At 75.8% G+C, this 19,909-nt stretch carries 20 protein-coding genes and 1 pseudogene; 14 read left to right on the forward strand and 7 right to left on the reverse strand.

Annotated features, from left to right (window positions below):
• Entirely contained in the window at positions 1 to 594 is a 594-nt protein-coding gene (locus tag ACI79C_RS20765; protein ID WP_456947586.1) for a GNAT family N-acetyltransferase, read from the forward strand.
• A gap of 24 nt (positions 595 to 618) precedes the next feature.
• Here the strand turns inward: ACI79C_RS20765 and ACI79C_RS20770 are convergent, their stop codons facing one another.
• Together ACI79C_RS20770 and ACI79C_RS20775 are read right to left on the reverse strand one after the other, a co-directional pair.
• Positions 619 to 1,059 (reverse strand): hypothetical protein, encoded by a 441-nt coding sequence (locus tag ACI79C_RS20770; RefSeq protein ID WP_456947587.1) that lies wholly within the window; start codon positions 1,057 to 1,059, stop codon positions 619 to 621.
• Between the two features lie 52 nt (positions 1,060 to 1,111).
• Positions 1,112 to 1,759, reverse strand: coding sequence for a maleylpyruvate isomerase family mycothiol-dependent enzyme (locus ACI79C_RS20775; RefSeq protein ID WP_456947588.1), 648 nt, complete (start codon positions 1,757 to 1,759; stop codon positions 1,112 to 1,114).
• A 69-nt stretch (positions 1,760 to 1,828) separates the two neighbouring features.
• Here ACI79C_RS20775 and ACI79C_RS20780 point away from each other — a divergent pair, with 69 nt between their 5' ends.
• The gene (locus ACI79C_RS20780) at positions 1,829 to 2,266 is read left to right on the forward strand and encodes a MarR family winged helix-turn-helix transcriptional regulator (protein WP_456947589.1); all 438 of its coding nucleotides are present in this window, start codon (positions 1,829 to 1,831) and stop codon (positions 2,264 to 2,266) included.
• Here the strand turns inward: ACI79C_RS20780 and ACI79C_RS20785 are convergent.
• From ACI79C_RS20785 to ACI79C_RS20800, 4 genes are read right to left on the reverse strand one after another with little or no spacing between them, the layout of a single operon-like run.
• Positions 2,257 to 2,679: a Fur family transcriptional regulator gene (locus ACI79C_RS20785; RefSeq protein WP_456947590.1), complete on the reverse strand. Its 423-nt coding sequence runs from the start codon at positions 2,677 to 2,679 to the stop codon at positions 2,257 to 2,259. The two genes, ACI79C_RS20780 and ACI79C_RS20785, sit on opposite strands and share 10 nt — an antisense overlap.
• Positions 2,676 to 3,698, reverse strand: coding sequence for an iron chelate uptake ABC transporter family permease subunit (locus tag ACI79C_RS20790; protein WP_456947591.1), 1,023 nt, complete (start codon positions 3,696 to 3,698; stop codon positions 2,676 to 2,678). Before ACI79C_RS20790 ends, ACI79C_RS20785 begins: the two co-directional genes overlap by 4 nt.
• 1 nt (position 3,699) lies before the next feature.
• The gene (locus ACI79C_RS20795; protein WP_456947592.1) at positions 3,700 to 4,488 is read right to left on the reverse strand and encodes a metal ABC transporter ATP-binding protein; all 789 of its coding nucleotides are present in this window, start codon (positions 4,486 to 4,488) and stop codon (positions 3,700 to 3,702) included.
• The gene (locus ACI79C_RS20800; protein ID WP_456947593.1) at positions 4,485 to 5,456 is read right to left on the reverse strand and encodes a metal ABC transporter substrate-binding protein; all 972 of its coding nucleotides are present in this window, start codon (positions 5,454 to 5,456) and stop codon (positions 4,485 to 4,487) included. The genes ACI79C_RS20795 and ACI79C_RS20800 overlap by 4 nt, the downstream gene beginning before the upstream one ends.
• 74 nt (positions 5,457 to 5,530) lie before the next feature.
• Here ACI79C_RS20800 and ACI79C_RS20805 point away from each other — a divergent pair, with 74 nt between their 5' ends.
• The 10 genes and pseudogenes from ACI79C_RS20805 to holA all read left to right on the forward strand — a co-directional run bounded on the left by ACI79C_RS20805 (position 5,531) and on the right by holA (position 16,782).
• The gene (locus ACI79C_RS20805; RefSeq protein ID WP_456947594.1) at positions 5,531 to 6,787 is read left to right on the forward strand and encodes a glutamate-5-semialdehyde dehydrogenase; all 1,257 of its coding nucleotides are present in this window, start codon (positions 5,531 to 5,533) and stop codon (positions 6,785 to 6,787) included.
• 59 nt (positions 6,788 to 6,846) lie between these two features.
• A complete protein-coding gene (locus ACI79C_RS20810) occupies positions 6,847 to 7,734 on the forward strand; it encodes an AAA family ATPase (protein WP_456947595.1) in 888 nt (295 codons plus the stop codon).
• On the forward strand, positions 7,734 to 9,167 hold the full coding sequence (locus tag ACI79C_RS20815; RefSeq protein ID WP_456947596.1) for a vWA domain-containing protein: 1,434 nt from the start codon (positions 7,734 to 7,736) through the stop codon (positions 9,165 to 9,167). Before ACI79C_RS20810 ends, ACI79C_RS20815 begins: the two co-directional genes overlap by 1 nt.
• Positions 9,168 to 9,346: 179 nt before the next feature.
• Positions 9,347 to 10,033 carry a nicotinate-nucleotide adenylyltransferase gene (gene nadD / locus ACI79C_RS20820; RefSeq protein WP_456947597.1) on the forward strand — a complete coding sequence of 229 codons (687 nt, stop codon included), beginning with the start codon at positions 9,347 to 9,349 and terminating at the stop codon, positions 10,031 to 10,033.
• Positions 10,030 to 10,563, forward strand: coding sequence for a ribosome silencing factor (gene rsfS / locus ACI79C_RS20825; RefSeq protein ID WP_456947598.1), 534 nt, complete (start codon positions 10,030 to 10,032; stop codon positions 10,561 to 10,563). The genes nadD and rsfS overlap by 4 nt, the downstream gene beginning before the upstream one ends.
• Complete coding sequence (locus ACI79C_RS20830) at positions 10,560 to 11,303, forward strand: histidine phosphatase family protein (RefSeq protein WP_456947599.1); 744 nt, start codon at positions 10,560 to 10,562, stop codon at positions 11,301 to 11,303. The genes rsfS and ACI79C_RS20830 overlap by 4 nt, the downstream gene beginning before the upstream one ends.
• A gap of 71 nt (positions 11,304 to 11,374) precedes the next feature.
• The gene (locus ACI79C_RS20835; RefSeq protein ID WP_456947600.1) at positions 11,375 to 12,271 is read left to right on the forward strand and encodes a DegV family protein; all 897 of its coding nucleotides are present in this window, start codon (positions 11,375 to 11,377) and stop codon (positions 12,269 to 12,271) included.
• Positions 12,272 to 12,408: 137 nt separating this feature from the next.
• A complete protein-coding gene (locus ACI79C_RS20840) occupies positions 12,409 to 13,257 on the forward strand; it encodes a ComEA family DNA-binding protein (RefSeq protein ID WP_456947601.1) in 849 nt (282 codons plus the stop codon).
• Positions 13,258 to 13,778: 521 nt separating this feature from the next.
• Positions 13,779 to 15,368: pseudogene (locus tag ACI79C_RS20845) on the forward strand (ComEC/Rec2 family competence protein); the annotation flags it as partial.
• 523 nt (positions 15,369 to 15,891) lie between these two features.
• Entirely contained in the window at positions 15,892 to 16,782 is an 891-nt protein-coding gene (holA, locus tag ACI79C_RS20850) for a DNA polymerase III subunit delta (protein ID WP_456947602.1), read from the forward strand.
• Positions 16,783 to 16,969: 187 nt separating this feature from the next.
• Here holA and rpsT read toward each other — a convergent pair whose 3' ends face one another.
• The gene (gene rpsT, locus ACI79C_RS20855) at positions 16,970 to 17,230 is read right to left on the reverse strand and encodes a 30S ribosomal protein S20 (protein ID WP_456919071.1); all 261 of its coding nucleotides are present in this window, start codon (positions 17,228 to 17,230) and stop codon (positions 16,970 to 16,972) included.
• A 181-nt stretch (positions 17,231 to 17,411) separates the two neighbouring features.
• Between rpsT and lepA the strand changes: the two genes are divergently transcribed.
• Positions 17,412 to 19,256 carry a translation elongation factor 4 gene (gene lepA / locus ACI79C_RS20860; protein WP_456947603.1) on the forward strand — a complete coding sequence of 615 codons (1,845 nt, stop codon included), beginning with the start codon at positions 17,412 to 17,414 and terminating at the stop codon, positions 19,254 to 19,256.
• Complete coding sequence (locus ACI79C_RS20865; RefSeq protein WP_456947604.1) at positions 19,253 to 19,909, forward strand: MOSC domain-containing protein; 657 nt, start codon at positions 19,253 to 19,255, stop codon at positions 19,907 to 19,909. The genes lepA and ACI79C_RS20865 overlap by 4 nt, the downstream gene beginning before the upstream one ends.

Consider the following 19,909-nt stretch of genomic DNA (forward strand, 5'->3'; position numbering starts at 1 on the left):
GTGGCCGGCCTGGAGCCGGTGACCCTGACCGGCGACCTGGTCACCCTCGAGCCGCTGCGTCCCGAGCACCACGACGAGCTCGTCGACGCCGTCCGCGACGGCCGGTTGTGGGAGCTCTGGTACACCTCCGTGCCCTCGCCGGAGGGGATGCACGCCGAGATCGGGCGCCGCCTGGCCGAGCAGGCCGCCGGGACGATGCTGCCGTTCACCGTCCGGCGGACCGGCGGGGCCGCCGTGGGCATGACGACCTACATGAACGTCGAGGCCGACGTCCCCCGGCTGGAGATCGGCTCGACCTGGACCGCCGCCTCGGCGCAGCGCACCGGGGTCAACGCCGAGAGCAAGCTGCTGCTCCTGACCCACGCCTTCGAGGTGCTCGGCTGCCTGGCCGTCGAGTTCCGGACGCACTGGCACAACCTGCAGTCCCGGACGGCGATCGCCCGGCTCGGCGCCAAGCAGGACGGCGTGCTGCGCAACCACCGGCGGCAGCCGGACGGCTCGCTGCGCGACACCGTCGTCTTCTCCATCACCGACGCCGAGTGGCCCGCCGTCCGCGCCGGCCTGCGCCACCGGCTGGCCCGCCACGGCGGCTGAGGCCACCCTGGGCCGGAGCGCCGTTCAGACGGCCACGGCCGGCCCCGGCACCACGAGGCCGCGCACCTCGAACTCGGTGACCGTGGGCTCGCTCGAGGGAGCGGGCCCGCCGGACGCGAGCTCGACGACGACCGGCTGGACGACCTCGCGGTCGTGGCGCGCGTGCTGCTCCCGCGACTCCCACACCTCGACGACCTGGAAGCCGGTCGGCGTGGCGCGGCCGAGGTGCACCAGCAGCCCGTCGACCGCGCCACCGCTGCGGCGCATCACCTCGGCGTGGACGGCGTCGTACACCTCCACCGGTGCCGGGACGTCCATGACGACACCCCAGGGCATGGCGATCGCCTCCTCCTGCTCGAGGCGCGGGCCCCACGGGGTCCACGCGCCGGTCCCGCTGAGCCCGTCCAGTCTCCCGCCCGCCCTCGGCAGCGGGCTGCCGAGGCGGCGGGACCGGGACGTCGTCACGCGCGCCCGCACACATCGCCCGACCGGCGTGGCTCGCTGTCAGCCCGGCCGGTCAGCGGGACGTGCCCGCCGCACGGCCGGCCGCCAGGCGCTGCGCTCCCTCCCCGTCGAGCCGGGCGAGGGCCGCCTCCTCCCGCCCGGTGAGGAGCAGCAGCAGCGCCGCGATCGGGCCCGCCACGACCGGACCCGAGCCGGCGGACCACCCGACGTCGGTCGCGGCCAGGCGCAGCCCGCGCAGCCGCCGCTGTGCCCGGAACGGGAACGCCATCTCCCACACCCGCGTGGCGGCCGCGGCGCCGGCGGCAGCCGGGACGGGCCGGTCGCGCCCGAGCGGGACGGCGACGTCCTGGCCGTGCACGAGGACGTCGACGAGCGGCTCCAGCGGGGTGACCAGCGGCGCCCGCCGCCGGGAGCCGACCATCGCGCGCAACCGGCGCGGGTACTCCTCGACGGGCCGGTGCGACGCGCGCAGGGCGGTGTCGCGGATCATCCGGTCGAAGCTGCCGCGCGCGCGGACGACGGCGACCGTGGCCGCCACGGGGCCCATGTGGGCCAGCGTGAGGTGGGCGGCGACGTCGCGGACGCGCCAGGCGTCGCACAGGGACGGCGTCTCCCACTCGGCGGGCGAGAGCTCCTCCAGGAGGTCGGCCAGGCTCGACCGTTCGGAGTCGATGCTGCGCCACACGTCGTCGAGGTCCATGACCGCTCCCGAGTCAGTACGATCCTCTGACCATTCCGTCAGAGGATCTGACCATCGTCAAGGGGGCTCGTGACCGAGGACCGGCAGAACCTGGGCCTGCTGTGCTTCTACCCGCACCGGGCGATGGAAGCGCGGATCCTCGCGGCCCTCGCCGCGGCCGGCTTCGACGACCTCACCGCGGCGCAGGGCCGGATCGCCGCGCGGATCGGGGTGGGCGGCACCCGCCTCACCGACCTGGCCGAGCAGGCGCTGGTGACCAAGCAGACCGCGGGGCACCTCGTCGACCAGCTGGAACGGGCGGGGTACGTCCGGCGGGTCCCCGACCCGACCGACGCCCGCGCCCGGCTGGTGCAGATGGCCGAACGGGGCGAACGGGCCGTGGCGCTGGCCCGGCGGGTGGAGGCCGAGGTCGAGGCGGAGTGGAGCGCGCACCTCGGCGAGGAGACGACGAGGCGGCTGCGGGAGGCGCTCACCCGGCTGCGGGAGATCACCGACCCCTATCGCTGACCGGCGCCCGCGCAGCTCGAGCAGGTCCCGAAGACCTCCAGCTGGTGCTGCACGTCGGCGAACCCGTGCTCCGCGGCGACGCGTGCCGCCCACCGCTCGACCGGCGGGTCGGCGACCTCCACCGTCCGCCCGCAGGAGCGGCAGACCAGGTGGTGGTGGTGCACCGGGGAGCAGCGCCGGTAGGCGGCCTCCCCGTCGCTGCTGCGCAGCACGTCGACCAGTCCGTCGTCCACCAGGGCCTGCAGCGCCCGGTAGACCGTCGCCAGCCCCACCGGGTCGCCGCGCTCGCGCAGCAGGGCGTGCAGGTCCTGGGCGGTGCGGAACCCGTCGAGGTCCTCCAGCAGGGCGAGGACCGCGCTGCGCTGCCGGGTCTGCCGGCGGCCGGGGACCTCGGCCGGGGTCTGCGCGCTCATGCCCGCCGCACCGGGTCGGCCGGGGGCGCCGCGTGCACCCCGTGCTCGTCGTAGTGCACCCCGGTGCCGGTCCGGTGCGGCGCGTGCAGGTGCCCGTCGTGGTCGTAGTCGACGTGGTCGCCGTGCGGCACCGGCGCGTGCCCGCAGCCCTCGCCGTGCTCGTGGGGGTGGGCGGCGTGCACCTCGGCGCGGCCGCGGTGGCGCCGGCGGGCGGTCGCCTCGCGCAGCGCCACGACCGCGGTGACGACGAGGAACACGGCGATCGCCAGCAGCACGATCGTGCCGCCGGACGGCGTGCCCGTGTAGTACGAGGTGGCGGTGCCCGAGACGCTCACCACGAGGCCGATCGCGCAGGCCAGGTGGAGGGTCTGCCGGAAGCTGCGGGCGAGCAGTTGGGCCACGGCGCTGGGCACGATCATCAGCGCGCTGATGAGCAGCAGGCCCACCACCCGCATGGAGAGCACCACGGTGGAGGCGACCAGCGCGGCCAGGACGATGTTGAGCGTCAGCACCGGCAGGCCGACCGCCCGCGCGTACTCCTCGTCGTCGCTCACCGCGTAGAGCCGCTGCCCGAGCCCCCAGACGGCGGCCAGGACCACGACCGTGATGACGGCGAAGACCACCACGTCCGCGGTGCTCGTCGTCGTGATCGCGCCGAACAGGTAGGACTCCAGGTTGGTCGCCTGACCCCGGGGTGCCAGCGACAGCAGCACCACGCCGCCGGCGATGCCCCCGTAGAACAGGACGGCGAGGGCGACGTCCCCGCTGGTGCGCCCGCGGGCCCGGACCAGCTCGATGAGCACCGCGCCCAGCACCGCCGCGACCAGCGCCGTCCCGACCGGGGCGGTCGAGGTGAGCACCCCGATCGCCACGCCGGTCAGCGCCACGTGCCCCAGCCCGTCGCCGAGCAGGGAGAGGCGGCGCTGTACCAGGAAGACGCCGACCGCGGGCGCGACCAGCCCCACCATCAGCGAGGCCAGCAGGGCGCGCTGCATGAAGCCGAACTCGAGGATCTCCACGTCAGCGGCCCCCGTCCGTCGTCACCCGGGGCTGGTCGATGCGGTAACCCGTGGCCGGGGGGCCGGCCGGCTCGTCGGCGTGGTGGTGGCCGCCGGTCTGCGGCCCGGCCCCGGTCAGCGGGCCGTCGTAGCGGATCCGGCCGTGGTCCACCACGACCGCCCGGGTCAGGACGCCGCTCAGGGGCCCGGTCTCGTGGGTCACGACGACCAGTGTCGTCCCGGCGGCGGACACCCCGGCCAGGACGCCGGCCAGGGCCTCCTGGCTGGCGGCGTCCACGCCGGCGGTCGGCTCGTCCATGATCAACAGCTCCGGCTCTGCGGCCAGCGCGCGGGCGACGAGCACGCGGCGCTGCTGCCCGCCGGAGAGGGAGGCCACCGGGTCCCGGAGCCGGTCGGCGAGCCCGACGGCGGCGACGGCCTCGGCCACCGCGGCACGGTCGGCGGGGCCCAGCCGCCGGAAGGTCCCCAGTCGCGCCAGTCGCCCCACCGACACCACCTCGCGCACCGTGGCCGGGACGGCTCCGCTGATGGTGTGCCGCTGGGGCACGTAACCCACCCGGCCGCGCTCGCGCAGCCGGCCGACCGGGGCGCCGAGCACCTCCACCTCGCCGCCCAGGACGCCGGCCAGGCCGAGCACGCCGCGGGCCAGCGTCGTCTTGCCCGACCCGTTGGACCCCAGGACGGCGACCGCCTCGCCGGGCCCGACGGTCAGGTCGACGCCCTGGACGATGGCCACGTCGCCGTAGCCGATGCTGGCGCCGCGCAGCCGGATGGCCGGGGAGTCGGTCATGAGCAGGACTGGCCCTCCTGCAGCGTCGAGAGGTTGGCGCGCATCACCGAGAGGTAGTCCGCCCCGGCCGACTCGTCGCTCAGCCCCTCGAGCGGGTCGAGGACGGCCGTCCGCACCCCGGCCTCGTCGGCGACGGTGTCGGCCACCGCCGGGTCGACCAGGGTCTCGGTGTAGACGGTGGTGACGCCGCGCTCGCGCACCAGCGTGGAGATCTCCGCGAGCTGGGCCGGGCTGGGCTCCTGGGACGGGCTCAGCCCGCTGATGCCGACCACCTCCAGACCGTAGCGGTCGGCGAGGTACCCGAACGCGTCGTGGCTGGTGACCAGGGTGTCCACCTGGCAGTTCGCCAGCCCGGCGGTCATCTCGCCGTCGAGCGCCTCGAGGTCGGCGCGCAGGGCCGTGGCGTTCTGCTCGTACGTGGCCGCGCCGTCGGGGTCGACCTCGGCGAGGCGGTCGGCCAGGGCGTCGCCCACGGCGGCCAGCCGCGTGGGGTCGAGCCAGAAGTGCGGGTCGACGGCCTCCCCGCCCTCCTCGGCGTGCTCGTCCTCCTCCGCGTGCTCCTCGGCCTCGCCCTCGTGGGAGTGCTCCTCGGCGGTGCGCGACAGGTCCGCGGCCTGGCCGGCGTCCCAGGAGTGGTCGGCGGCCTCGGAGTCGGCGGCCTCGTCCAGCGCCGGCTGGAAGCCCGAGAGGTGGACGACGAGGTCGGCCTCGGCGACCGCCGCGACGTCCTGCGGCGTGAGCTCGAGGTCGTGCGGCTCGGCGCCCGGCTGGGTCAGCGAGGAGACGTCGACGCGGTCGCCGCCGACCCGCTCGGTGGCCCACTGCAGCGGGTAGAAGCCCGCCACCACGGTGAGGGCGTCCTGGCCCTCCGCCGCGCCCCCGGCCGCGTCGTCGCCGCACCCGGCCAGCAGCAGGGTGGCGGCCGCAGCCGCCGCGGTCACGACCGTGCGCGTCGTCGTCACGTTCATGAGAATCATTCTCGCATATGTCGGGGTGGGTGCGAGCGGCCGGGTGGTGGTGCTGCCCGCGTACCCTCGCGGGCGTGTCCGACGTCTCCGGCCTGCCGTTGATCGGGGCCGCGGCGCTGCGTGCCCGCGCCGCCGCCCGGGTGCTGCGCACCCTGCCCACCGACACCAAGGACGCCGCGCTGCTGGCCATGGCCGACGCGCTGGTCGAGCGCGCCGACGAGGTGCTGACCGCCAACGCCGCGGACGTCGAGGCGGCCGCGGCCGATGGCACGCCGGCGGCGATCCTCGACCGGCTCCGGCTCGACGCCGGCCGCATCGCCGGGGTCGCCGACGCGCTGCGCCACCTGGTGGCGCTGCCCGACCCGGTCGGCGACGTCGTCCGCGGCTCGACGCTGCCCAACGGGCTGCAGCTGCGCCAGGTGCGGGTGCCCCTCGGCGTGGTCGGCATCGTCTACGAGGCCCGCCCCAACGTGACCGTGGACGCCGCGGGCCTGTGCCTCAAGAGCGGCAACGCGGCGCTGCTGCGCGGCTCGGCCTCGGCGTTCCGCACCAACACCGCGCTGGTCGCCGTCCTCACCGAGGCGGGGTCGAAGGCCGGCCTGCCCGAGGGGTCGGTCGAGCTGCTGCCCGCGGACCGGGCGTCGGTGGGCGAGCTGCTGAACGCCCGCGGCCTGGTGGACGTGGTCATCCCGCGCGGTGGGGCGTCGCTGATCCAGCGGGTGGTGCGCGAGGCGCGGGTGCCGGTGATCGAGACCGGCGAGGGCAACTGCCACGTGTACGTCGACGCGTCGGCCGACCCGGCGATGGCCGAGGCGATCGTGCTCAACGCCAAGACCCACCGGGTGAGCGTCTGCAACTCCGCGGAGACCCTGCTGGTCCACCGCGACGTCCCGTTCCTGCCGCGGCTGCTGTCCGCGCTGGCCGACGCCGGGGTGACCCTGCACGGGGACGCCGCCGCGCAGGCCGCCCATGACGCCGTCCGCCCGGCGACCGACGAGGACTGGGCCACCGAGTACCTCTCGATGGACATGGCCGTCCGCGTCGTCGACGACCTGCCCGCCGCGCTGGACCACATCGAGCGGTGGGGGAGCGGGCACAGCGAGGCCATCGTGGCCGACTCCGCCCGCGCGGTCGCCGAGTTCACCGCCGGGGTGGACGCTGCCGCGGTGCTGGTCAACGCCTCCACGCGGTTCACCGACGGCGGGGAGTTCGGCTTCGGCGCGGAGATCGGCATCTCGACGCAGAAGCTGCACGCCCGCGGCCCGCTGGGCCTGCCCGAGCTGACCTCGACCACCTACGTCGTGACGGGGAACGGCCACACCCGCCGCTGACCGCCGCCCTGCCCGGCACCGGCCTGGCACGGGCCTGACATCCGCCTGACAGGAGCCGCATGGCGCGCCCGCCGTCGCAGTCCCCGCAGTTCTCCTCGGTCGCCGACGTCGGGAAGCGGCTGGCCACGGCCGGCTACCTGCCCGACGCGCAGATCGCGACGACGGTCTTCCTGGCCGACCGGCTGGGCAAGCCGCTCCTGGTCGAGGGGCCGGCCGGCACGGGCAAGACCGAGCTGGCCAAGGCGCTGGCCACGGCGACGGGCTCGGAGCTGATCCGGCTGCAGTGCTACGAGGGCCTGGACGAGGCGCGGGCCCTGTACGAGTGGAACTACAAGAAGCAGCTGCTGCGGATCCAGGCGGCGCAGGGCTCCGACGGCGCGGACTGGGGCACCGTCCACGACGACATCTTCGGCGAGGAGTTCCTGCTCTCCCGGCCGCTGCTCACCGCGATCCGCCGCACCGGGCCGACGGTGCTGCTCGTCGACGAGACCGACAAGGCCGACGTCGAGGTGGAGGGCCTGCTGCTGGAGGTGCTCAGCGACTTCCAGGTCACCATCCCCGAGCTCGGCACGGTGACCGCGGTGCGCCGGCCGATGGTGGTGCTGACCTCCAACGCCACGCGTGAGCTGTCCGAGGCGCTCAAGCGACGCTGCCTCTACCTCGCCCTGGACTACCCGTCGGCCGAGCGGGAGCGCGAGATCGTGCTCTCCCGCGTGCCCGACCTCGCGCCGGGGCTGGCCGAGCAGCTGGTGCGCACCATCCGCGCGCTGCGGGCCCTGGAGCTGAAGAAGTCCCCGTCGATCTCGGAGACCCTCGACTGGGCGCAGACCCTGCTCGAGCTGGGCCTGGACACCCTCGACGAGGCGGCGGTGCGGTCGACGCTCGGGGTCGTGCTCAAGCACGCCAGCGACCAGGAGCGGGCCGCGGCCGAGCTGCGGCTGAACTGATGGCGGCCCCGGTGGCGTCGTCCCCGGCCGAGCCCGGCGGGCTCGCCGGGCACCTGGACGGCTTCGTCCGGGCGGTCCGGGAGGCCGGCATCCCGGTCGGGATCAGCCAGGCCGTGGACGCCGCCGAGATCCTCACCGTGGTCGACCTGCTCGACCGCGAGCAGCTGCGGCACGGGCTGGCCGCGGTGCTGCTGCAGCGGGCGGCGCAGCGGCCGGCCTACGACGTCCTGTTCGACCTGTGGTGGCCGCTCGGTGACCGGCCGGTGGTCGCCGACGACGCCGAGGGGGACGGCGAGGCGGGGGAGGCCCCGGAGTCGACCCTGGACCTGCCCGACGGCGTGGACCTCGCCGGACTGCTGCGCGACCGGCTGGCCCAGCTGCTGCTCGACGGCGACGAGGAGGCGCTGCGCCGGTTCGCCCGCGAGGCCGTCGACCGGCTGGGACGGGCCACGCCCTCGCCGTCCGGGCAGTCGTTCTTCGGCTACCGGGTGATGCGCGCCCTGTCGCCGGACACGCTGGTCGCGCAGCTGCTGGCCGGCCTGCTCGGGGACGGCGACCGCGGTGGGCTGGCCGAGCAGGTGGCCCGGCAGACCGTCCGCGAGCGGCTGGCGGCGTTCCGGGCGGCGGTGGAGGCCGAGGTCCGGCGGCGGACGGCGGCCGAACGCGGCCGGGACAAGGTCGCGAAGAGCGCGGTGCGCCCGCTGGCCGACCAGGTGGAGTTCCTGCGGGCCCAGTCCGCCGACCTCGCCGAGCTGCGCCGGACCGTGGCCCCGCTGGCCCGCCGCCTCGCGGTCCGGCTGTCGGCCCGGCGGCGGCACGGGCGGGAGGGCCGGCTGGACTTCCGCAAGACGGTGCGCGCGTCGCTGGGGACCGGGGGCGTGCCGGTCGTGACCCACCACCGGCCGCGCAGGGTGCACAAGCCCGAGCTGGTGGTGCTCTGCGACGTCAGCGGCTCGGTGGCCGGGTTCAGCCACTTCACGCTGATGCTCACCCAGGCGCTGCGCGAGCACTTCACCGGGGTGCGGGCTTTCGCGTTCGTGGACTCGACCGACGAGGTCACCCGCTTCTTCCGCCCCGGCGCGGACGTCGCCGACGCGGTCGCGCGCATCGGTCGCGAGGCCGACGTCGTGGGCTTCGACGGGCACAGCGACTACGGCACCGCGTTCGAGGTGTTCGCCGACCGGTGGCCCGGCGCCGTCGGCCCGAAGACCTCGCTGCTCGTGCTGGGCGACGGTCGCACCAACTACCGACCGCCGGGACTGCCGGTGCTGGCCGACCTCGTCCGCCGGTCCCGCTCCGCGCACTGGCTCAACCCCGAGCCACGCCGGCTGTGGGGCAGCGGCGACTCGGCCGCCGATCGGTACGGCGAGGTCATCGACATGGTCGAGTGCCGCACCGCCGCCCAGCTGGCCGACTTCGTCACCACGCTGTGAGCCGGCGGGGACCGGGCCTGCCCGGGGTCGCGTCCGGTGCCGGCCGCACGCCCCGTGCTCCCGTCCGGCGCCGGTCCTCCTCCGCCGCCCCGCGCCGGCCCGGATAGGCTCGATCGGTGGCTGGTCGGCGGGTCGGGGTGATGGGTGGGACGTTCGATCCCATCCACCATGGACACCTCGTGGCGGCGAGCGAGGTCGCCGTCCTCTTCGGGCTGGACGAGGTCGTCTTCGTGCCGACCGGTCAGCCCTGGCAGAAGAGCGACCGCGACGTGGCCCCGGCCGAGGACCGCTACCTCATGACGGTCATCGCCACCGCCTCCAACCCCCGGTTCTCGGTGAGCCGCGTCGACATCGACCGCGGCGGGCCGACGTACACGATCGACACCCTCAGCGACCTGCAGCGGCAGCGCCCGGACGACGAGCTGTTCTTCATCACCGGGGCCGATGCGCTCTCCCAGATCCTGAGCTGGCGGGACAGCGACCGGTGCTTCCAGCTGGCGCACTTCATCGGCGTGACCCGGCCCGGCTTCGACCTGGGTGCGGCGCACCTGCCCGAGGGCGCGGTGAGCCTGGTCGAGGTGCCGGCACTGGCGATCAGCTCCAGCGACTGCCGCGAGCGGGTGGGCCGCGGCATGCCGGTCTGGTACCTCGTCCCCGACGGCGTGGTGCAGTACATCGAGAAGCGGCAGCTCTACCACTCCCGGGTCGCCCCCCGACCCGCGGTGCGTGAGGACGTCCCCCGCGGTGGCCGCCCGGACGCCCCGCCGGCCGACCGCCCCAGCTACGACCGGCCGCCGGCTCCCACCGGCCCCGGCGGAACGCCTCCCGAACCACCGTCCCCCCATCTCCAGGAGGTACCCCGATGACCGCCTCGCCCGAGGCGCGGGAGACCGCACTGCTGGCGGCGCAGGCCGCCGCCGACAAGCTGGCCACCGACGTCTCGATCGTGGACGTCAGCGACCGGCTGGCGATCACCGACGCCTTCGTGCTGGCATCGGCGCCCAACGAGCGCCAGGTGCAGGCGATCGTCGACGAGGTCGAGGAGCGGCTGCGGCAGCACGGCGTCAAGCCGGTGCGCCGGGAGGGCGTCGCCGAGGCCCGGTGGGTGCTGCTGGACTTCATCGACGTCGTCGTGCACGTCCAGCACGCCGAGGAGCGTGCCTACTACGCCCTCGAGCGGCTGTGGAAGGACTGCCCGACCATCCCGTTCGCCGACCGGGCCGCGCCGATCGCCGACCAGGGCGCCACCGACGCCGACACCACGCTCCCCGCGAGCCGGCAGACGCTGTCGGCCGACGACGTCGACCCGATGAGCGCCGATCCCACGCCCCTCCCACCCGAGCCCGCCGAGGACGACGCCGACCCAGGGGTGTCCTCGGAGGCGACCGGCCGGTGACCGACGCCGCCCCGCGGCTGCCCGTGCCCCGGCTGGTCGTCTGGCGGCACGGGCGCACGGAGTGGAACGTCACCGGGCGCTTCCAGGGCCAGCAGGACCCCCCGCTGGACGCGGAGGGCCGGCGGCAGGCCGCCGAGGCGGCCGCGCACCTGGCCGCGACCGCGGCGCTCCCCGAGGGGACCGTCGTCATCGCCAGTGACCTGAGCCGGGCCGCCGAGACCGCCGCGTCGCTCGCCGGCGTCCTCGGGGTGCCGCTCCGGCTGGACCCCCGGCTGCGCGAGTTCGGCATCGGGTCGTGGGAGGGGCTCACGCGCGAGGAGGTCGCCGAGCGCCACCCCGAGCAGTACGCCGACTGGCTCGCCGGCCGGCCGGTGCGGGGCCGCGGCGGCGAGGACCCGGCGGACGTGCCGCGGCGGGCGCTCGCCGCGCTCCGGGACCTGCCGGAGGCACCGGCGGCGGTGGTGGTGACCCACGGCGGCACCGCCGCGCGGCTGCTGGAGGTCCTGCTCGCGCTGGGGCCGGAACACCGCCGGGTGTTCGGCCCCCTGGGCAACTGCGCCTGGAGCGAGCTGGCGGTGCAGCGCGACCGCTGGCGGCTGCTGCGGCACAACACCTCGGCGCCACGGGTGCCCTCCGAGCCGCACCCCCCGGTCCCCGCCGGAGCCGGCCCCCTGGTGGCCGGGGCGAGCCCCGAGGAGGGGGCCGCCGCGCCGGCACAGGACGCCGACGCCGTCCTCTGACCGAGCGTCGCCGGGAGCCCGCCGTGACCGGCCCCCGCCGGTCGGCGCGCGCGGGCGGCTAGCCTCGCCGCGTGTCCGTCGCCGTGGTCACCGACTCCACGGCCTACCTGCCCCCGCGGTTGGTCGAGCAGTACTCGGTCGAGGTCGTCCCCCTCTACGTCGTCATGGCCGGCCACTCCGGCCAGGAGGGGTCGGAGATCGGTCCGGCGGACGTCGCCCGTGCCCTCGGCGTCCGCGGGCAGACCGTCTCCACCTCCCGGCCGACGCCGGGGGACTTCGTCAGCGCCTACCGTCGGCGGCTGGCCGAGGGCGCCGACCGGATCGTCTCGATCCACCTGTCGGCGGAGCTGTCGGGCACCGTCGACGCGGCGCGCCTGGCCGCCACGCAGGTCGGCGAGCACATCGTCACGGTGGTGGACTCGCGTTCGGCGGCCATGGGCAGCGGATTCGCCGTCGTCGCCGCCGCCCGGGCTGCCGCGGCCGGAGAGGACGCGGGGATCGTCGCGGCCAGGGCGCGGGAGACGGCCGCCGCGACCCGGACGCTCTTCGTCGTCGACACCCTCGAGCACCTGCGCCGCGGGGGTCGGATCGGAGCCGCGGCCTCGATGATCGGGACCGCCCTGGCGGTGAAGCCGGTGCTGCACGTCGCCGAGGGGCGGGTCGTCCCCCTGGAGAAGGTCCGGACCTCCGCCCGGGCGCTGTCGCGGCTGGTCCAGCGCGGCGTGGAGGCCGCCGACAACGGGCCCGTGTCGGTCGCCGTCCACCACCTGGCCGCACCGGAGCGCGCCGAGCGCCTCGCTGCCGAGCTCGAGGACCGGCTCCCGGGGCTGCGCGAGCTCTACGTCAGCGAGCTCGGGGCGGCGATCGGTGCGCACGTCGGGCCCGGGGCCGTGGGCCTGGTCGTGGCGCCGGCGTCGGTGCCGCTGCTCCAGCAGACCGTCGAGGACGGCGAGCAGCCGGCGGACTGAGGGACCCAGCGGAGGCACCCGGGCAGCCTGCACCCGCGCCGCCGGACCGCTGGTCCCGTCGTCCACAGGCGGGGGTCCTGTCCACAGTCGTCCCGGGACCCCGTCGACCGCGCACCGACCTGCCTAGCGTCCGGCCGGTGCGCCTCCCTCCCCGCCGCGGCGACGACGCCGACCTCATCCGCGCTCGCCTGCGTGTCCTCCTCGCCGAGGGCGGGCGCGCGCGGGGCTGGGTCCCCGACGACGACCTCGACCCGGCGGACCATCCGGAGCCGGTGGAGCCGGCCCGCGAAGCGGGAGCGGACGAGGAGGGATCGGCGCCGGAGCTGCCGGACGGCATCGGCCGGCACCGCGTGCCCGGCCCGGCGGTGCGCCTGGCCCCGGCGCGGCGTGGGGCGTGGGCGCTGTGGCTCGCCGGGCTGCTCGCCGCGCTGGTCGTGGCGGCGGGGACCTGGTTCGACCGCCCCCACGTGGAGCCGGCGCCCGGGCCGTCCTCCCCGGCGGTGTCGTCCCCGTCCTCGGCCACGGCACCGGCGACACCGTCGGTCGGGGTGGCGGCCGAGGCGTCGACGACCGTCGTGGTCTCCGTGGTCGGCCTCGTCCACCGGCCCGGCCTGGTCAGCCTGCCCACGGGAGCGCGCGTCGCCGACGCTGTCGCGGCCGCCGGCGGCCTGCTGCCGGAGGCCGACCCCGCCTCGGTCAACCTCGCCGCGGTGGTCTCCGACGGGCAGCAGATCGCGGTGGGCGTGCCGGGAGCCGCTCCGGCCGGCCCGGCTGCGGGAGTGGCCTCCGGGTCCGGCCCCGTGGACCTCAACACGGCGACCGTCGCCGACCTCGACGCGCTCCCCGGCATCGGGCCGGTCCTGGCCCAGCGGATCGTCGACCACCGGGAAGGGCAGGGCCGGTTCGCCAGCGTCGAGCAGCTCGACGACGTCCCCGGGATCGGCCCGGCCATCTACGCCGAGCTCGCCGAGCTGGTGACCGTGTGAGCGGCACTCCCCGGCGGTGGGCGTGGGTCGACCTGCGGCTGGCACCGGTCGCCGGAGCCACCTGGGCCACCACGCTGCTCGCTCCGCTGACGGGTCCCGCCGGCCTGGCCGCAGCGGCACTGGTCGCCACGGGGTGCGCGCTGCTGGCCGTGCGGCGGCGGAGCTCGGCGTGGGCGGTCGTGCTCCTCGGCGTGCTCGCGGCCGTGGCGGTCACCGCGACGACGGCGGCCGTCCGGACCGCCGCGCGGGAGGCGTCGCCGCTCGCGGCGGTCGCGGAGGGTCGGCGGACCGTGGTGCTCGACCTCGTCCTGGCCGGCGACCCCCGTCCGGTGCGCGGCGTCGGGCCGGCACGTGTGGTGGTCGAGGGCACCGTCACCCGGCTCGACGACGGCAGGTCCGCGGTCGGTCTGGACGACGCCGTCGTCCTGTTCGGGCCCGCGGAGGACTGGCTCGGGCTGCTGCCCGGACAGCCCGTGCGACTGCGGGCCACCGTGTCGCCGGCCGACCCCGTGGAGGGACTGGTGGCCCGCCTGTCAGCGCGCGGGCCACCGGCCGTCCTCGGGGAGCCCCCGTGGGCCCAGCGGGCCGCCGGGTCACTGCGCGACGGCCTGGCCGACGCCGCGGCCCGCGTCCTGGGGCCCCGGCCGGGCGGGCTGCTGCCGGGGCTGGTCGTCGGCGACACCCGCGCCATGGACCCGGTGCTCGTCGAGGACTTCCGGCGGGCCGGGCTCGCCCACCTCACCGCGGTCTCGGGCGCGAACGTGGCCATCGTGCTCACCGGGGTCCTCGCCCCGCTGCGCCGCCGGGCGGTGGACCGGCGGGTCCAGGCCCTCGTGGCCGCCGCGGCGCTGGTCGGGTTCGTGCTGCTGGCCCGTCCGAGCGCGAGTGTGCTCCGCGCCGCGGCGATGGGCGCGGTCACCCTCCTCGCGCTGGCCAGCGGCCGGTCGCGGGCGGCCCTGCCCGCACTCCTCGGCGCCGTCGTCGTTCTCCTGCTCGTGGAGCCCGCCCTCGCCCGCGATGTCGGCTTCGCGTTGTCGGTCGCGGCGACGGCGGCCATCGTGCTGCTCGCGCGGAACTGGTCGCGGCGGCTCCGCGGCCGCGGCTGGCCGCGGTCGGTGGCCGACGCGGTGGCCGTGGCGGCGGCGGCCGGACTGGCCACCGCACCGCTGGTCGCCGCGTTGTCCGGGCTGGTCAGTCCGGTCTCCCTGCCGGCCAACCTCGTCGCCGCGCCCGCGGTCCCCGCGGCCACCGTGCTGGGCCTGCTCGCGGCACTGGCGACGGTCGTGGTTGCGCCGCTGGGGGACGCGCTGGTGTGGCTGGCCGGGTGGCCGGTCCGCTGGCTGGTGCTCGTGGCCGAGCGGGCGGCAGCCCTGCCGGACGGTGCCCTCGGCTGGCCGGTCGGCACTCGGGGTGCCGTGCTCCTGACGCTGCTCCTGCTCGGCGCGGCCTGGCTGCTGTGGCGATTCCCCCGATGGCGGGCACTGGCGCTGGCGGCCCTGGTCGGTGTGGTGGTGCTGGGCTGGCCCGTCCGCCAGCTGACCCGGGGATGGCCGCCGGACAGCACGGTCGTGGTCGCCTGCGACGTCGGGCAGGGCGACGCCCTGGTGGTGCCCACCGGACCGGGGGAGGGGGTGCTGGTCGACGCGGGTCCGGACGTGGGGCCGGTCGACCGCTGCCTCGACCGGCTGGGCATCGACCGCCTGCCGTTGGTCCTGGTCACCCACCTGGACGCCGACCACGTCGGCGGCCTCTCCGGCGCGCTGTCGGGCCGGTCGGTCGGCGTCGTCGCCACCGGGCCGCTGTCCCCGGCCGACGACCGCGCCGGCCGGCTCGCCGAGGCGGTCGGGAACGCGAGGGCGCAGCAGGCCGTGCTCGTCCCGGGGGAGCGCCGCACCGTGGGGGAGGCAGTCGTCGAGGTGCTCGCCCCGCCGCCGGAGCTGGCCACGCCGGCGGCCGAGCCCAACGACCTCTCCCTCGTCGTGCGGGTCACCCGCCACGGCGTGCGCGTCCTGCTCACCGGCGACCTCGGCGGCGAGGCGCAGGCGCGCATCGTCGCCCGCGGTGTGGACCTGCGCGCGGACGTGCTCAAGGTGCCCCACCACGGCAGTGCCGACGCCGACCGCGGCTTCCTCGCCGCGACCGGCGCCCGGGTGGCCCTGGTGTCGGCGGGGCCCGACAACCCCTACGGGCACCCGACCGCGCGGATGCTGTCGTGGCTGGCCCAGGACGGGATGCGGGTGCACCGCACCGACCGGGAGGGGGACCTGGCCGTCGCGGGGGACGCCGACGCGTGGGGGGTGGCGGCCCGTGGACGGGAGGCCGCAGGTTCCGCGGCCGGCCCCGCCGACGGCGCCGGCGCCGCCCGCACGGCAGCCGACCCGGCCGCCGGCCCCGACGTCACCGGCGCGGCCGGCGTGAGCGGCACGGTCGACGGGGCCCACGCGCTGGACACGGTGGGCACGGCCCACCCCGTGGCCCGGGCGGCACCGGCCACGGCTCAGCGGGAGCGTCACCCGCGCGTGACACCATGCCGGCGTGGCTGCCGCACCTCCCGCGCCGACCTCCCGCCTGCGTGCCGTGGTGGGGGAGGAGGAGCTGCTCCGCTCCCGCGCGATCTCCGCTGTCCGGGCCGCGGTGCTCGAGCGCCACCCCGAGGCCGAGACGCACGAGCTCCCCGCCGCGGGTCTGCCGGTGGGGCAGCTGGCCGACGTCCTCGCGCCCTCGCTGTTCGGCGAGCACCGCCTCGTGGTGGTGACCGGGGTCCACGAGGCGGCCGGAGCGCTCGTCGACGCCCTGGTCGGCTACGCCAAGGAACCCGACCCCGACCTGACCCTCGTGGTCGTGCACCACGGCGGCAAGCGCAACGAGGCGCTGCTCAAGGCCTTCACCGCTGCCGGTGCCGCGGTCGACGACTGCCCGAAGGTCAGCTCGGTCGGGGACCGCATCGCGTTCGTGCGCAACGAGGTCCGGTCCGCCGGCGGGCGGATCACGCCTGACGCGGCCAGTGCCCTGGTCGAGGCGATCGGCGCCGACCTCCGCCAGCTGTCCTCGGCCGCCGGCCAGCTCGTCTCCGACTTCGGCGGCACCGTCGACGCCGACGCCGTCGCCCGGTTCCACCGCGGGCAGGCCGAGGTCACCGGCTTCACCGTCGCGGAGCGCGTGCTCGTCGGCGACCGGCAGGGATCGCTGGAGATGCTGCGCTGGGCGCTGCAGCGCGGGGTCGCCCACGTCCTCATCGCCGACGCCATCGCCGACGGCGTCCGCACCGCGGCGCGGGTCACCTCACTGCGCAGCACCAACCCCGGCGAGCTGGCCCGCACGCTGAAGATGCCGCCGTGGAAGGTGAAGAAGGCCCAGGCGCAGGCGCGCGGCTGGAGCATCGAGGGCCTGCAGCAGGCGGTCGGCGTCGCGGCGGAGCTGAACGCCGACGTCAAGGGCGCGGCCGCCAGCGCGGACTACGCGCTGGAGCGGGCCGTGCGGCGGATCGTCACCATCCGCCGGGAGACCGGCCGGGGTCGCGTCTGACGCCGCACCCCGGCGACGGCAGGCGACGGACGCCGGCTCGGTTCCGGGGCGGTCTACCCCGGGACGGGGCCGGAGAGGGGGCCCGGAGAGGAGACCCCGAGACGGGGCCCGAAGACGCGAAGAGCCCCCGTCCCCGAGCGGGGGAGGGGGCTCGTGCACGTCCGCACCGGGGGCGCGGCGCGCCGGCTCAGAGGCCGGCGACCTGCTTGGCCAGACCCGACTTGCGGTTGGCGGCCTGGTTCTTGTGGATGATGCCCTTGCTGGCGGCCTTGTCGAGCGCCTTGCTGGCGGTCTTGAGGGCGTCCTGCGCGGCCGCGGCGTCCCCGGACGCAGCGGCGGTCCGGACGCGCCGGACGGCCGTCTTCAGGGCGGACTTGACGGCAACGTTGCGCTGACGCGCCTTCTCGTTGGTCTTGATCCGCTTCATCTGGGACTTGATGTTCGCCACGCGTGAGCCTCGGGTGTCTCTCGGGAGGGAGTACTTCTGACAGTGCGTCCGGACGGCAGGCGTCGGCGGACCGGTCTGCCAAGATACCAGCGACGGGCGTACGACCCCAACCCGCGGGTAGACCGGCACGGACCGGCCGTTCGCTGGACGACGCACCGAGCCGTGGGACGATGGGGGCACTGTGACGACTCCCGCCTACACCGACCCGGCCCGCATCCGGAACTTCTGCATCATCGCCCACATCGACCACGGCAAGTCGACGCTGGCCGACCGGATGCTCGAGGTGACCGGGATCATCGAAGCGCGGCAGATGCGTGCGCAGTACCTCGACCGGATGGACATCGAGCGCGAGCGCGGCATCACCATCAAGGCGCAGAACGTGCGCCTGCCGTGGACGCCGACGACCGGCGAGCACGCGGGCGACGAGTTCGTGCTCGACATGATCGACACCCCCGGCCACGTCGACTTCACCTACGAGGTGTCCCGGTCGCTGGCCGCCTGCGAGGGTGCGGTCCTCCTGGTCGACGCCGCACAGGGCATCGAGGCCCAGACCCTGGCCAACCTCTACCTGGCCATGGAGAACGACCTCACGATCATCCCGGTCCTCAACAAGATCGACCTGCCGGCCGCCCAGCCGGAGAAGTACGCCGCGGAGCTGGCCCACATCATCGGCTGCGACCCCGACGAGGTGCTGCGCGTCAGCGGCAAGACCGGCGAGGGCGTGCCCGAGCTGCTCGACGCGATCGTGGCGCAGATCCCCGCGCCGACCGGCGACGCCGACGGCCCCGCCCGCGCCATGATCTTCGACTCGGTCTACGACATCTACCGCGGCGTCATCACCTACGTCCGCGTGGTCGACGGCCGGATCGCCGCCCGCGACCGGATCAAGATGATGTCGACCGGCGCGACGCACGAGCTGCTCGAGATCGGCGTGATCTCCCCGGAGCCCAAGCCGGTCGAGAGCCTCGGCGTCGGCGAGGTGGGCTACTTCATCACCGGGGTGAAGGACGTCCGCCAGTCCCGCGTGGGCGACACCGTCACCCTCCAGCACAAGCCGGCCACCGAGTCGATCGGCGGCTACCGCGACCCCAAGCCGATGGTCTACTCCGGCCTCTACCCGATCGACGGCAGCGAGTACCCGCTGCTGCGCGAGGCGCTGGACAAGCTGCTGCTCAACGACGCCGCGCTCACCTACGAGCCGGAGACCTCCGCGGCCCTGGGCTTCGGCTTCCGCGTCGGCTTCCTCGGCCTGCTGCACCTGGAGATCGTCCGGGAGCGGCTGGAGCGCGAGGCCGGGATCAGCCTCATCTCCACCGCCCCCAACGTCGTCTACCGGGTGGTGATGGAGGACGGCTCGGAGATCACCGTCACCAACCCCAGCGACTGGCCCGAGGGCAAGATCGACAAGGTGTTCGAGCCGGTCGTGAGCGCCACGGTCATCGCGCCCAGCGACTACACCGGCGCCATCATGGAGCTCTGCCAGGGCCGCCGCGGGCAGCTCGGCGGCATGGACTACCTGTCCGAGTCGCGGGTCGAGCTGCGCTACACGCTGCCGCTCGGCGAGATCATCTTCGACTTCTTCGACGCGCTGAAGTCGCGCACCCGCGGGTACGCGAGCCTGGACTACGCCGAGGCCGGTGAGCAGGAGTCCGCGCTGGTGAAGGTCGACATCCTGCTGCAGGGCGAGGCCGTCGACGCGTTCAGCGCGATCGTGCACAAGGACAAGGCCTACAGCTACGGCGTGATGATGGCCGGCAAGCTGCGCGAGCTCATCCCGCGCCAGCAGTTCGAGGTGCCGATCCAGGCCGCCGTCGGCTCTCGGGTGATCGCCCGGGAGACCGTCCGCGCGATCCGCAAGGACGTCCTCGCCAAGTGCTACGGCGGTGACATCACCCGCAAGCGCAAGCTGCTGGAGAAGCAGAAGGAGGGCAAGAAGCGGATGAAGATGGTGGGCCGCGTCGAGGTCCCCCAGGAGGCGTTCGTCGCCGCGCTGTCCACCAACGAGTCCACCGCCAGCAAGAAGTGACGCCCCGCGTCGAAGCGGTCTGCGTCTCCGGTCCCGACCTGCTGTCGCTGCCCGATCGGCGGCCCAACCGCAGCGGGATCGACAAGCGGCCGGTGCCCGGCCGGGTCGCCGTCGGACGGCTCGGCCTGGACGGCGACGTCCAGGTCAACCGGCGCTACCACGGCGGTGAGGGGCAGGCGGTCTACGCCTACGCCCAGGAGGACGCCGACTGGTGGTCCGCCGAGCTCGGGCGCGACCTGCCCCCCGGCCGCTTCGGCGAGAACCTCCGGACGACGGGGTTGGACCTCACCGGTGCGCTGCTGGGGGAGCGCTGGCGGGTCGGGACGGCGCTGCTGGAGGTGACCGACTGCCGGATCCCCTGCGTCAACTTCGAGCGGTTCTGGGGCGTGCCGCAGCTGGTCAAGCGGTTCACCGCGCACGGCGCGAGCGGGGCCTACCTGCGCGTGCTGGAGACCGGGGAGCTCGGCGCCGGCGATCCCGTCGACGTCGTCCACCGCCCCGACCACGGGATCACCGTGGGGCTGGCCTTCCGGGCCTACACGACGCAGAAGCGCCGGCTCCCCGACCTGCTCCCCGCGGTGCGGTACCTGCCCGAGCGCACCCGCGACAGGATCGCGGCGAAGATCGCCGCACGGACCGGCGCCGGGGTCTGA

It is taken from the genome of Geodermatophilus sp. SYSU D00697 (assembly GCF_054050175.1).